At 74.6% G+C, this 12,213-nt stretch carries 9 protein-coding genes and 1 pseudogene; 3 read left to right on the top strand and 7 right to left on the bottom strand.

The annotated features are described in order from the left end of the window. Nucleotides 1–31 precede the first annotated feature (31 nt). Both ACWGL3_RS12745 and ACWGL3_RS12740 read right to left on the bottom strand, forming a co-directional pair. Nucleotides 32–1,420: an MFS transporter gene (locus ACWGL3_RS12745; protein ID WP_267947952.1), complete on the bottom strand. Its 1,389-nt coding sequence runs from the start codon at nucleotides 1,418–1,420 to the stop codon at nucleotides 32–34. A 157-nt stretch (nucleotides 1,421–1,577) separates the two neighbouring features. Beyond that, entirely contained in the window at nucleotides 1,578–3,047 is a 1,470-nt protein-coding gene (locus ACWGL3_RS12740) for an NCS2 family permease (RefSeq protein WP_267947951.1), read from the bottom strand. A gap of 219 nt (nucleotides 3,048–3,266) precedes the next feature. On the opposite strand from ACWGL3_RS12740, the gene ACWGL3_RS12735 reads away from it, so the two are divergent. Then, nucleotides 3,267–3,533, top strand: a complete 267-nt coding sequence (locus tag ACWGL3_RS12735; RefSeq protein WP_267947950.1) for a DUF2530 domain-containing protein — start codon at nucleotides 3,267–3,269, stop codon at nucleotides 3,531–3,533. Between the two features lie 54 nt (nucleotides 3,534–3,587). Continuing rightward, a complete protein-coding gene (locus ACWGL3_RS12730; protein ID WP_267947949.1) occupies nucleotides 3,588–5,084 on the top strand; it encodes a DUF7059 domain-containing protein in 1,497 nt (498 codons plus the stop codon). Between the two features lie 102 nt (nucleotides 5,085–5,186). On the opposite strand, the gene ACWGL3_RS12725 is transcribed toward ACWGL3_RS12730, so the two are convergent. Further along, nucleotides 5,187–5,825 (bottom strand): SRPBCC family protein, encoded by a 639-nt coding sequence (locus ACWGL3_RS12725; protein ID WP_267947948.1) that lies wholly within the window; start codon nucleotides 5,823–5,825, stop codon nucleotides 5,187–5,189. Nucleotides 5,826–5,961: 136 nt separating this feature from the next. Continuing rightward, nucleotides 5,962–6,381: a hypothetical protein gene (locus ACWGL3_RS12720; protein WP_267947947.1), complete on the bottom strand. Its 420-nt coding sequence runs from the start codon at nucleotides 6,379–6,381 to the stop codon at nucleotides 5,962–5,964. A 104-nt stretch (nucleotides 6,382–6,485) separates the two neighbouring features. Here ACWGL3_RS12720 and ACWGL3_RS12715 point away from each other — a divergent pair. Next, nucleotides 6,486–7,334, top strand: a pseudogene (locus ACWGL3_RS12715) (MOSC domain-containing protein); the annotation flags it as partial. Nucleotides 7,335–7,392: 58 nt separating this feature from the next. On the opposite strand, the gene ACWGL3_RS12710 reads toward ACWGL3_RS12715, so the two are convergent. The 3 genes from ACWGL3_RS12710 to ACWGL3_RS12700 all read right to left on the bottom strand — a co-directional run bounded on the left by ACWGL3_RS12710 (nucleotide 7,393) and on the right by ACWGL3_RS12700 (nucleotide 12,128). Then, on the bottom strand, nucleotides 7,393–10,653 hold the full coding sequence (locus ACWGL3_RS12710) for a sacsin N-terminal ATP-binding-like domain-containing protein (RefSeq protein ID WP_452461292.1): 3,261 nt from the start codon (nucleotides 10,651–10,653) through the stop codon (nucleotides 7,393–7,395). A 150-nt stretch (nucleotides 10,654–10,803) separates the two neighbouring features. Beyond that, on the bottom strand, nucleotides 10,804–11,559 hold the full coding sequence (locus ACWGL3_RS12705; protein ID WP_267950231.1) for a DUF3027 domain-containing protein: 756 nt from the start codon (nucleotides 11,557–11,559) through the stop codon (nucleotides 10,804–10,806). 185 nt (nucleotides 11,560–11,744) lie between these two features. Then, entirely contained in the window at nucleotides 11,745–12,128 is a 384-nt protein-coding gene (locus ACWGL3_RS12700; RefSeq protein WP_267947945.1) for a cold-shock protein, read from the bottom strand. Nucleotides 12,129–12,213 lie beyond the last annotated feature (85 nt).

The raw sequence follows: 12,213 nt of genomic DNA, 5'->3' as shown, positions 1-12,213 counted from the left end.
GCCCCGAGGGCTGCGGGGCACGGCCGGGGTCTCAGGTGCGGGTGACCGCGTCCTCCGGGGGCCGTCCGAGGCCGCCGGTCCCCCGGGCGGGCCCGGCCGCGGTCGCGCCGTCCGCCTCGTGCCCGTCCGGGGCCCGTCCGGCTCCGGCCTCCTCCGCCGGGGCCGGTGCGGCCGCGGCGGTCCGCCGGCGCCCCGGCAGGAGGTCGCGCACCCTGACTCCGTGGACCCTGAACAGCGGTCCCGTCAGGGCGGCGACCACCAGCACGGTGACCGTGCCCCCGATGACGAGGCTGGCCTGCGGGCCGAACGCGTCGGCCAGCAGCCCCACCACGGGGGCGCCGATGGGCGTCACGCCCATGAACACCAGCAGGAACATGCTCATGACGCGACCGCGCATCTGGGGGTCGACGCTGAGCTGGAAGGTGGCGTTGAGCGTCGTCACGTAGGTCAGGAAGGCCATGCCCATGGGCACCAGCACCACGACGAACGACACGTAGCCGGGCATCAGCCCCGCCGCCACCTGGAGCAGGCCGAAGGCCATCGACCCGATCAGCACCAGGCGTATCCGGGGCCGGTCGCGCCGGGCCGCGAGGAGGGCCCCGATGAGGGCGCCCACGGCCAGGAAGGCGGCTGCCACCCCGAACGCGGCGGCGCCGGCCTCGAAGACGTTGTTGACCACCAGCGCGATCTGGTTCTGCCCGTTCGCCCCGAAGAACTGGGTGGCGGCGGCGAGGACCAGCAGCAGCACGAGGTCGCGCCGCCCCCCGATGTAGCGCAGGCCCTCGCGGATCTGGCCCTTGCCCCGGGGCACCGGCTCGGTGGTGGTGAGCTCGGCGGTGCGGATCATCGCCAGGGCGATGATCGTGAACCCGAACGAGGCTCCGTTGATCAGGAACACGGGACCGCTGCCGATCAGGGCTATGAGCAGCCCCGCGATGGCGGGGCCGGTGACCCTGCCGAGCTGGAAGCTGGCGCTGTTGAGGGCGATCGCGTTGGACAGGTGCTCGCGGTCGACCATCTCGGGGACGAAGGCCTGGCGGCCGGGGTTGTCGAGCACGGTGACCAGGCCGAGGGCGAAGGCGAACACGTACACGTGCCAGACCTCGGCCGCGCCGGCGGTCGCGAGGACGCCCAGGGCGACGGCGAGCGCTCCCATGACGCTCTGGGTGCAGATCAGGAGCCTGCGCTTGTCCAGGCGGTCCACCAGCGCGCCGCCCCACAGCCCGAAGAGGAGCAGGGGCAGGAACTGGAGCGCGGTGGTCATGCCGAGCGCGATGCCGCTGCCGCCGCTGAGCTGGAGGACCAGCCAGTCCTGGGCGATGCGCTGCATCCAGGTGCCGGGGTTGGAGAGTAGCTGGCCGAGGGCGTAGAGCCGGTAGTTGCGGACGGCCAGTGAGCGGAACATGGCGATACGCCGCATCAGTTCCTCCCCTCCCGGACGGGTCGCCGGGGAGGGACTGATGCGGCCACCGACCCATGGTGCGGACACATAAGTAAACGGCGTTGACTCATCACTCGGGTCAACGCCGTCCACTGTCGCAGGAATTCCCGCCCCCGCGCGAGGGCGGCGCGCGGGATCAGCCGATGAGCGCGTAGATCGGGGCCTCGGCGAAGTGGAGGAGGAAGACCGCGGAGACCACCCACATGAGGGGGTGGACGTGGCGCGGCCTGCCCTCGACCAGGCGCACGAACGTGTAGACGATGAACGCCATCCCGATGCCGTTGGCGATCGAGTACGTGAACGGCATGATCACGATCGCGAAGAACGACGCCAGGCCGACGGCCGGGTCCGTGAAGTCGATCTTGCCGACCGGCAGCAGCATCATGAAGCCGACGATGACGAGCACCGGCGTGGCGGCCTCGAACGGCACGATGGTGACCAGCGGCGCGAAGAAGGTCGCGACGACCATCATCAGACCGGTGACGATGGGCGCGATGCCGGTGCGCGCGCCCTCCGCGACGCCCGCCGCGGACTCGGCGTACACCGTCGCGATGGACGCGGAGGCCGCGCCGCCGAAGATCGTGCCGAAGGCGTCCATGGCCAGGACCTCGCGGGTCCGGGGCAGGTTGCCGTCCTCGTCGGTCAGCTCCGCCTGGTGGGCGACGCCCACCATGGTGCCCATGGTGTCGAAGAAGTCGGCCAGCATCAGGGTGAACAGCAGCATCACGACGGTGGCGACGCCCACGTCGGACCAGCGGGCCGCGATGTTGAAGCCGCCCTCGGCGAACAGGCCGATGAGGGAGAAGTCGGGGAGGGCGACGACGTCGCCGACCGAGGTCGGCAGGCTCGGGGTGGAGCCCGGAAGCTGCCAGGCCAGGCCCTCGCCCCGGTCGCCGAACAGCGCCTGGACGACGATCGCGGCGACCGTGGAGACGATGATGCCCAGCAGCATCGCGCCGGGGACCTTGCGGACGTAGAGCGCGATGGTGACCAGGAGGCCGATGACGAAGACCAGCAGGGGCAGGGTGTTCAGGCCGCCGCTGCCGAGGCTGACGATCGTGCCGCCGCCGCCCTGGATGAAGCCGGAGTTGACGAAGCCGATGATCGTCAGGAACAGGCCCACGCCGACGCCGATGGCGATCTTCAGCCCGCCGGGGATCGCGGCGAAGACGGCGGTGCGGAAGCCGGTCATGACCAGGACCGTGAGGATGAGGCCCTCGACGATCAGCAGGAGGAAGACGTCCGACCAGGCCATCAGCGGGGCGACCCCGTACGCGACGACGGCGTTCAGGCCCATGCCCGCGGCGAGCGCGAACGGGTAGCGGCTGACGATGCCCATCAGGATGCTGCTGATCGCGGCGACCAGGGCGGTGACGGCGACGAGCTGGGGGACCTCCAGGACATCGCCGTTGACGTCCGCGGTGCCGTTCAGGATCAGGGGGTTCAGCACGATGATGTAGGCCATGGCGAAGAAGGTCGCCAGACCGCCGCGGATCTCGGTGCCGAACGTGGAACCGCGCTCGGAGATGTGGAAGAAGCGGTCCACGCGGCCCCGGGGTGCGGAGGCCGCTCTGTCGTCGGTGGGGGATGGAGTTGGTGCGTTCACGTCGTCAGCCTGACCTGGTCGTGTTACCGGACAACAAGGATTCTGCGCCAGATTAGTTGCATCTTCATACAACAGCTGACACTCGTTTCACGGGAGTTTCATAGAAATCGCCATATGACCGGATGATCGGAGCAGGGAGTGTGACGAACGCTTCCCTGGTCGGAGCGGTCGGCGCCGACACGCCGACGCCGGCCGCGTGCGAGCGGATAGCCTGGAACCGTGCGCACACCTCGCCGGCCCGATCCCGAAGTCCACGAGAGCGACTACCGCGTGCCCGCCGCCATCGGCACCCTCGCGTGGGCCGTCGCCCTCGTCGTCCTCGTCGCCATGGGCGACTCCCTCCCCCAGGCCGAGCGCTGGTGGATCGGCGTCTGCGCGACCGGCGCCGCCCTCGGGGTGTTCGGCTACCTCTACATCCCGCGCCTGCTCCGCAAGAGGGACGAGTCGGCCGAGCGCGGGGCCGCCCGCTTCTCCGAGCCCTCCTGACCAGGCCGGACCGCCTGTCAGCGGGGCACCGCCGTTCTGCCTGATAATGGGCGGGTGTCTGAGACTGAATTCCCGCGCGGCCTCGCCGACCGACTCCGCGGCATCCTCATCGACGCCGACTACACGGTGTCAGGCGTCCGCGACCGGCTCGGCGACGCCGCCGCCCGAGCCCTGGCCCGTGAAGAGCTGGTGCCCGCCCTGCGCGCCACCGGCGGGGAGGAACGGCTCGGACTGCTGCTGCGCCTGTGGTGGCTCCGATCGCCCATCCCCGCGCGGGCCGCGCGGGCCGTCCTCCCCGTGGACGAACTGGCCGAGGCGGGGCTCGTCACCGTCGAGGAGGGACCCCACGGGACCGTCGTCCGCGCCCTGGTCCACCTCGGACCGTGGGACCTGGAGGACGGCCGGCCCGGCTTCGTGGTCTCCGACCCCAAGGTGCGCCCGGGCACCGGGGCCGTCCCCCGCCACGACCACGTGGTCGGCGCGGGCAACGCGTCCGCCACCCTGTCCCAGCTGATCGTCGACGGCCCGGTCGACCGCGCCCTGGACGTCGGCACCGGCTGCGGGGTGCAGGCGCTGCACCTGGCGTCGCGGGCCCGCGAGGTGGTCGCCACCGACCTCAACCCGCGCGCGGTGCGCCTGGCCGGGATCAGCCTGGCCCTGTCCGGGGTCGCGGGCGCCCGCCTGGCCCAGGGCTCCCTCTACGAACCGGTCGAAGGCGAGCGGTTCGACCTCATCGTGTCCAACCCCCCGTTCGTGATCACCCCCGACTCCTCCCGGTACACCTACCGGGAGTCCGACCTGCCCGGCGACACGGTCTGCGCCGAGCTGGTGCGGCAGGCCCCCGCGCACCTCACCGAGGGCGGCTGGTGCCAGATCCTCGCGAACTGGGTGCACTCCGACGGCGACGACTGGGAGGACCGCGTCGGCGGCTGGGTGACCGGGACCGGCTGCTCGGGCTGGGTGGTCCAGCGCGACGTGCAGGACCCCGCCCAGTACGTCGAGCTGTGGCTGCGCGACTCGTGCGAGCACGGCACGCCCGAGTACACGCGCCGCTACGACGCCTGGCTGGACTACTTCGAGCGCGAGGGCATCAAGGGCATCGGGTTCGGGTGGATCAGCCTGCGCAACGACGTCGCCCAGGACGCGACGGTGCGCGTGGAGGAGCTGCGGCACGACATCGAGCAGCCGGTCGGCCCGTACCTGCCCGACGTCGTGGACGGGGCGATGACGGCGCTGCGGCTCACCGACGCCGCACTGCTGTCGGCGCACGTCGCGCTCGCCCCCGGGGTCGTGGAGGAGCGGGTGGGCAGGCCGGGCGCCCCGGACCCGGAGAAGATCGTGCTGCGCCAGCAGAACGGGCTGCGCAGGGGCGCCCGCGTGGGGACCGTCGAGGCCGCCCTGGCCGGGGTGTGCGACGGCACCATGCCCGTGGGGCCGCTCCTGGACGCCATCGCCCAGCTCATCGGCGAGGACCAGGCGGTCGTGCGGGAGCGGACGCCGGACGCGCTGCGCACCCTCATCTCCGAGGGGTTCTTCCGGGTCGCCCGCTGACCCGCCGTCCGCTCGCGCGGGGGCGCCCGCCGGTCCCGGGCGGCGGGGCCGGAGACGACCACCGCCGTCCGCCCGGGCGCGGGCGGCCCCGGCCCGGCGGCCTCAGGCCGGGCCCTCCTCCGGCGGCGCCGTGTAGAAGTCGATGGTCCGGTCCGCCGCGGCCTCGGCCCGGTCCGGGTCCTCCCCGGACTCGGCGTGCGCCGTCGCCCAGCGGCGTCCGCTCAGCTCCGTGAACCGCCGCGCGTCCTCCGAGCCCGCCCACTCCCCGGCCTCCGGCGGGACGCTCGCCCCGTGGAGCAGGTGCAGGGTCAGGCCGAACAGCCCCAGGTCCCACCCGATCCCCCCGGCCCCGGGGCCGTACCGCTCCCAGAACTCGTCGAGCGGCGCGGTGTGGGACAGCTCGAACCGCGAGCGGGTGGCGGTCTCCGCGGTCAGGCGGACCTCCACCTCGCTGCTCTCGCCGCCGTACTCCCAGGTGACCCGGAAGGAGTGCGGCGGGTCGCAGGACAGGACGCGCCCTCCGGCGTTGCCCTCCAGCTGGTAGGCGCCGCCCTCCCGGAGGTCGCCGGCGACCGGCAGGAACCAGCGCGGGATGCGCTCCGGGCTGGTGCAGGCGTCCCACAGGTCCTCGACCGGGACGTCGTAGGCGCGGCTGACCGTGACGGTGCTCTCGGCGCCCGAGCCGGTCCGCCGGACGCCGACCGACCGGCCGACCGCGTCGATCTCGTGCTCGATGTCCATCGTGCTCCTCCTGGGTGTGGAAGTCATGGCTCCCGTCCGGGGCCCGCGCGGTCGCCGGAGCGGCGTTCGCGCCTCCCCCCGGCAGGCCCGGTGTCGGGCGCCGCCGGGTGCGGCTCCCAGCTCCGCGGACGCCCCGTCACTCCTCTCCCGTGGGGACCACCTCACCCGTACCCCGCTCGACGCCGTCCTCCACCAGGGCGAACCCGGGGTCGTCCACCGGGACCGCGACCTCGGAGCCGCACTCCAGCACGATCGTGTGGGTCTCCCCCGGCGGGAACTCCCGCAGATCGACCGGCAGGTGGGCGCCGCACTCGACGGCCGGTCCCCCGTGTCCGAACTCGATCGAGGGCCGGTACCCGGAGAAGAACGGCGTCCGGCGTCCGTCCTCGCCGTCGTACATGGTGAGCTCCACGGTGATCCGGTCCCCCGGGGCGAAGACGTACTCCGTCGGCTCGGCCTCCGCGGTGGCGGCGGGCGGGTCCTGCGCCTCCCCGCCGCCGCAGCCGGCGGCGAGCAGGAGGGCGCCCAGGGCGAGGAGCGAGGGGGTGGCGCGCATGGGGGGATCCCGTCGGTGTCGGAGGGCGGTGCGGGGGAAGAGGAGGCTACCCGGTCCGGGCCTCCCCCGGGAGCCGAGGGCGGGCCGGACGGTAGCGTCTGCCCATGGCCCAGATCTCCGAACTCGTCCACTACCCCGTCAAGGGGTGCGCCGGGACCTCCCTGCGCTCCGCCCTCGTGACCCCCGCCGGGATCGCCCACGACCGCACGTTCATGGTGGTCGACGGCGGCGGCGGTTTCCGCAGCCAGCGCAACGACCCGCGGCTGGCGCGCGTGCGCGCCGGGATCACCGGCGACGGGGCCCGCCTGCGGCTGGACACGGACGGGTTCGGCCACGTCGACGTCGGGGTCGACCCCGGGGGGCCCCGGCTGGACGTCGTCCTGCACGGGAAGCCGTTCGTGGGCGTGGACCAGGGGGACGAGGTCTCCGGGTGGCTGACCGAGGTGCTGGGCGCGCCGAGCCGCCTGGTGCGGGTGCCCGACGACCACGCACGCCTGACCGGGGGGAGGACCCCCGGCACCAGCGGGTTCGCGGACAGCACGGCGGTCCTGATGGCGTCCGCGTCCTCCCTGGACCTGCTCGGCGCGCGCATCCTGGAGCGCGGCGCCGAACCCGTGCCGATCGACCGGTTCCGGCCCAACGTCGTCGTGTCGGGGTGGGAGGAGCCGCACACCGAGGACCGGGTGCGCTCCGTCCGCCTGGGGGACGCCGAGCTGGGCTACGCCAAGGTGTGCATCCGCTGTATGGGGACGACGGTGGACCAGGCGCGGGGCGAGAGGAGCGGCCCGGAGCCGCTGCGGACCCTGGCGGGCTACCGGCGCGCGGACCGCGGCGGGGTGTCCTTCGGCTCCCTGTTCGCCGTCACCCGGCCGGGGAGGGGGGGGGGGGGCGCGGCGGGCGTGGTCGTGGCGGGGGACGCGCGGTACGGGGGGGTGGGAGCGCGCCGCGCCGCGGTCGGGGCGTGCCGCGGCCCCCGGGGTCGCCGGGGGCCGCGTCCCGCCCGGAGCCGCGCTACTCCAGGTCGGCCTCGGCGAGGAGCCGGGCGGCGGCGGACGGGTCGCGCAGGGCGGCCGCGACCAGGTGCCGGCGGGACCACTGCCCGGCGCGCCAGCACAGGGCCCGCGCCAGGCCGTCGGTGGTGGACGCGTGCGCCGTGCCGTCGCCGACGTACCACTCCAGCTCGACGCCGTCCACGGTGAGCGTCCGGTGGTGCATGTAGGTGCGGTCCGACTCCCCGGCGGGGTCCAGGAACAGGTCGGCCTCGCCGGGGACCGGGCGGACCTCGCCGGCCGACCCGACCTTGCCGGTGACCGTCTCGCTCGCCAGGTCCAGGTCGAGGACGTCGGCCAGGGCCTCGGCGGAGTCGTCCGGGGCCAGGACCAGCGGGCGGTCCTCCAGCAGCGGCAGCAGGTCCGGGGAGTCCACCACCACGGCCTCCTCCGCGTCGGCCACCACGATCGCGCCGCCGCGCACCGCCCGCACGCGGGAGGGCGGGGTCACCAGCTCCGCGTCCACGAGGGCGAGCGCGGTCCACACCAGGCGGAGCGAGGCGCGGTCCACGTGGCGGTCGGGGTCCGCCAGGCGGGCGAGCAGGTCGTCCGGCCCCTCCGGGTCGTTGATCAGGTCGGCGAGGGTGGCGCGCACCCCCAGCGCGCGGGCGAACTCGGGGTCGACGTCGGCCGGGACCTCGTCGTACAGGCCGGTCAGGGACGGGTCGGCGTCGGCGGTGCGCAGCTCGACCGGCGCGCTGCCGCCCAGCAGCGCCCGGGACCGGAGCCACCACGCCGTGTACGAGGGCACGTCCACCACGCGGCCGTCGGGCATCAGCAGCCGCGCGGGCTCGGTCACGGCCTCGCGCAGCGGGCCCCGGGACAGCATCGCCAGGGCCTGCGGCCAGCTGTCGTCCGCGACGCAGTCGAGGTCGGCGACGACCACCAGCTCGGGCACCACCGGGGGCAGCTCGGGGTCGCCGACGCGTTCGAGGACCTCGTCGGCCCAGTCCTCCAGGCCGTCCGGGCCGTCCTCGCCGGCGGCGCCGTCGAACTCCGCGACCAGGTCCTCCCCCAGCGCGGCCTCCTCGACCCGGACCACGCCGAGTTCCCAGAGGGCGCCGACCGCGCGCAGGGCGTCGGTCCCGTGGCGTTCGACGAGGTCCTCGTGGACGGTGCCGAAGGGGGCGTCGTCGACGAGCAGGTCCGCGAGCGGAGCGCCGGGGACGAGGAGTTCGGCGGCGACCGAGTAGCCGTCCTCGTCGTCGCGCAGGGCGAGTTCGGCCAGCCAGGGCGCGTCGGCGACGGTCGTGCCGGAGGCCGCGACGAGGTCGAGGACGGCCTCGGCGATCGGCTCGGGGTCGTCGGCGTCGAGGGAGTCGCGGACGGCCGCCTCGGTCCGGGGGTCGGACAGGACGGTGGCCGCACCGGCCTCCACCGCGCCCAGGCGGCGCAGGAGCGGGTCAACGGCCTCGGGGTGGACCACGCGCACGCCGAGCGCGGCGACGGTCTCCGCGGTGATCCCGCGGCCTCCGGCGCCGTCGGCCCCGGCCCAGTCCTCCCCGGGGAGGAGCAGGGAGCGGGGACCGCGCACGAGGCGGCCGTCCGCCAGGGGCACCGGGAGGGAGCCGAGCTCGTCGAGGTCGGCTCCGCCGCTCCCGGCGGTGTCCAGGGCGGCGTAGAGCGAGGCCCACCAGCGCGGCGGCCGGTCGGTGTCCGCGAGCAGGTCGGCCACGTCGGCCAGGCCCAGGCGGTGGACGCGCAGGGCGGCGAGCGCCGGGTGGCGCGGACTCCACGAGCCGGGGAGCAGCTGGGGGACGAGTTCGGCGAGGACGGCCGCCAGGTCCGCGGCGCCGCCCGACCCGCCGGTGTCGAGCAGGGCCGCGTCGCGCGGGGCGACGGGCGCCCCGGAGGCGGTGGTCAGGAACGCGGTGTCCCGGAGGGGTTCGGCGACGCGCGCGCGGAAGAGGGCGTCGACGGCGCCGCCCCCCACGCGGGTGCCGGGTACGAGGTCGAGGGCGGCCCGGCCGTCGAACCGGCGCAGGAGCGCGCAGTAGGCGTGGGCCGCCTCAGTGAGCAGCAGGTCGGTGGCCGCTCCGGGTTGGACGCCGCGCCGGTCGCTGCCGAGCGGGAAGCTCCCGATGAGGACGGCGGGGAGGGCGAGCTCCGTGTCGGTGGGGGTGGGCGCGTGGACGACGTTCTCGACGTCGGCGGGCAGTGCGGCGACGGTGCCGTCGGGGGCCACGGGGACGGCCCAGGTCAGCGACCAGGAGGTGCGGTCGCGCTCCTCCGTGGGACGGTCGGCCAGCAGGGAGGCGTCGAACTCGCCCGAACGGCCGAGGACCCGCCACAGGGTGGTGCGCGTGCCCTCGGCGTCCCGGCGGCCGGTGACGAGGTCGGCGACACCGGTCCCCGCCACCGGTGTGGCAGATGTGGTTGCGGGGACGGAAGCGGCTCGTGATGCGAGCGAGGTCGCGTCGGCGGGGCCCCCGGGGAGGGGCGGCGCGGTCGTGCCGGGGACGTCCGGGGCCGACGGGTCCGCCGGGACCTCCTGCCGGGTGAGGACGTGCTCCTCGCCGTCCACGTCCACGCGGACCTCCGCGAGACCGGGCAGGGCGAGCAGCAGGGCCTCGCCGGTGCGGCCGAGGAGTTCGCGCACGCGCAGGCGGACCTGGTCGTCGCGGAGCAGGAGGGTGACGACGGTGTCGTAGTCCCCCGGGGCCGCCGCCCGCGCGGGGAAGGGCAGCCGCAGCATGGGCACGTGCCCGGAGCGGCGCCCCACCTCGTCCGCCAGGTCGGCGTGGGCCCCGCCCCCGGCCAGCAGCTCCGCGACGGCCTCGCTCGCGGCGTCGGCGCTGAAGCGGACCGCCGCGCCGCCGGAGTCGACGGTGACGTCGTCGCTGAGCGCCGCCACCGCGGAGAAGCCGACGCCGAAGCGCCCGGTCGCGCCCTGTTCGCCGCGCTTGGTGGAGGCGCGCAGGGTCGCCAGCGACTCGACCCCCTCGGGGGTCAGCGGCGAGCCCGTGTTCTCGGCGGTCAGCCGGAGGCCGTCCAGCGCCAGGCGCAGCCTTCCCGGGACCCCCGCCCTGCGCGCCGCGTCGGCGGCGTTCTGGGCGAGTTCGACCACGACGCGGTCACGGTAGCCGCCGAGGGCGAAGTCCTCCTCCGCGTTGGCGTCCTCCCGGAACCTGGCCGGGGCGTCGGCCCACGCCGCGAGGACGCGTCGGCGCAGTTCGGCGGTGTTGTAGGGGTCGACCGCCGAAGCGGTCACCGGCTCGGCCATGGTGGGTTCCTCCTGCGCTGCGGGCACGACCCGGCACGGTGCACCCGGGGCGAGGGTGGGTGCGGTAGGAAGACCCTAGCCCACCGGGACGGGGGGCCAGGGTCCGACAGCGCGGCGGGGCGTGCTTTCTCCGGAGGAGGACACGGCCCGTCAGGACTCGGAGGAGACGAGCTCCAGTTCGGCGGTGTCGTCGAAGACGATGTGGTCGTAGCCCATCTCGTCGACGACCGGGCCGCTGGGGCCGGCCTGCGGCTCGGGACGGCGCACCTCGGAGTGGGCCCCGCAGCCGTGGTCCATGGAGACCACCCGGCCGTCGTCGGGGGCGTACTCGTTGGTGCACACGCCGAACATCTGGCGCAGCTCACCGGCGAGGGGGGTCATGAAGCCGCAGGTGATGCAGCGGTCCGGAGCGGCCGCGGCGATCGGGCTGCGCGGCCCGGCCTCGCCGTTGTACCAGCGCTCGGCGGCCTGCTCGCGTCCGACCTCGGAGAGGACCTGGCGACGGCCCAGTCCCAGCTCCCAGACCATCTGCTGGTCCACGCCCTCGGCGTCCAGCTCGCTGTCGGGCACCTGGGCGTAGCCGGGGATGAGGCGCTCGTCGTCCTCCTCCGTGGGCAGGAGGTCGCCGACGCCGAGGTCGCCGGGGAGCAGCCGCTCCTTCCAGGGCAGCCATTCGGGCGCCACGAGGGCGCCCTCGCCGGGGAGCAGAACGACCTCGTTGACCGTGACGTCCTTGGCGCGCGAGGCGCGGACGACGGTGACCGCGTAGTTCCACCCCGGGTAGGCGGGGTCGAGGCAGGTGAAGTAGTGGGTGACCAGGCGCGTGTCCTCGACCTGGGGGGTGAGCGCGTCACCCACCCATTCGGGTCGCCCGGCCTCGGCGGCCACCGAGCGGGCCAACTCCACCGCGTCGACACAGGCCTTGTCCGGTACAGGAGAACGTCGAGAAGGGCTCACGTTCCCCATTCTCACTGATCGCGAGCACCGATTTGACCATAACGCGGGTCAAGGTTCGCCCGATACATCCTCTTGATCAAGTCTTGTGGTGTCGGAGGGGCCCTCCCGGGGGCGGACGGAAGGGCCCGCGGCGGTCAGGCCTCCAGGTCGTCGGCCACCGCGCGCAGCACGGAGGAGATCCGCGCGGCATCCCTGCGCTCCGGATGGCGGCCCCTGCGGTAGCCGGTGGAGAGGCCCTCCATGAGCTTGATGAGGTCCTCGGTGAGGGCCACCATCTCGTCGGGCGACTTGCGGCGGGCCCTGGCGACGGAGGGCTGGGTGTCCAGGAGCACGACCTGGAGCGCCTGGGCGCCCTTGCGGCCGTCCGCGACGCCGAACTCGACCCGCTGCCCGGGCCGCAGCGACACGGTGTCCGGGGGCAGGGACGAGGAGTGCACGAAGACCTCGCCGCCGTCGTCGCGCGTGAGGAATCCGAAACCCTTGTCGCCGTCGTACCACTTGACCTTGCCGGTGGGCACGTAGAGACCTCGTGCTTTCGCTGGCGGGCCCCGGGGCAGGGGGCGGCAAAGGCGCACAGGCGGCCCCCGGCCCACCCGTCCGTCC

It is taken from the genome of Nocardiopsis sp. NPDC055824 (assembly GCF_053616335.1).
Note: the sequence above shows the minus strand (reverse complement) of the source record. Positions and strands in the feature narration are given on the sequence as shown.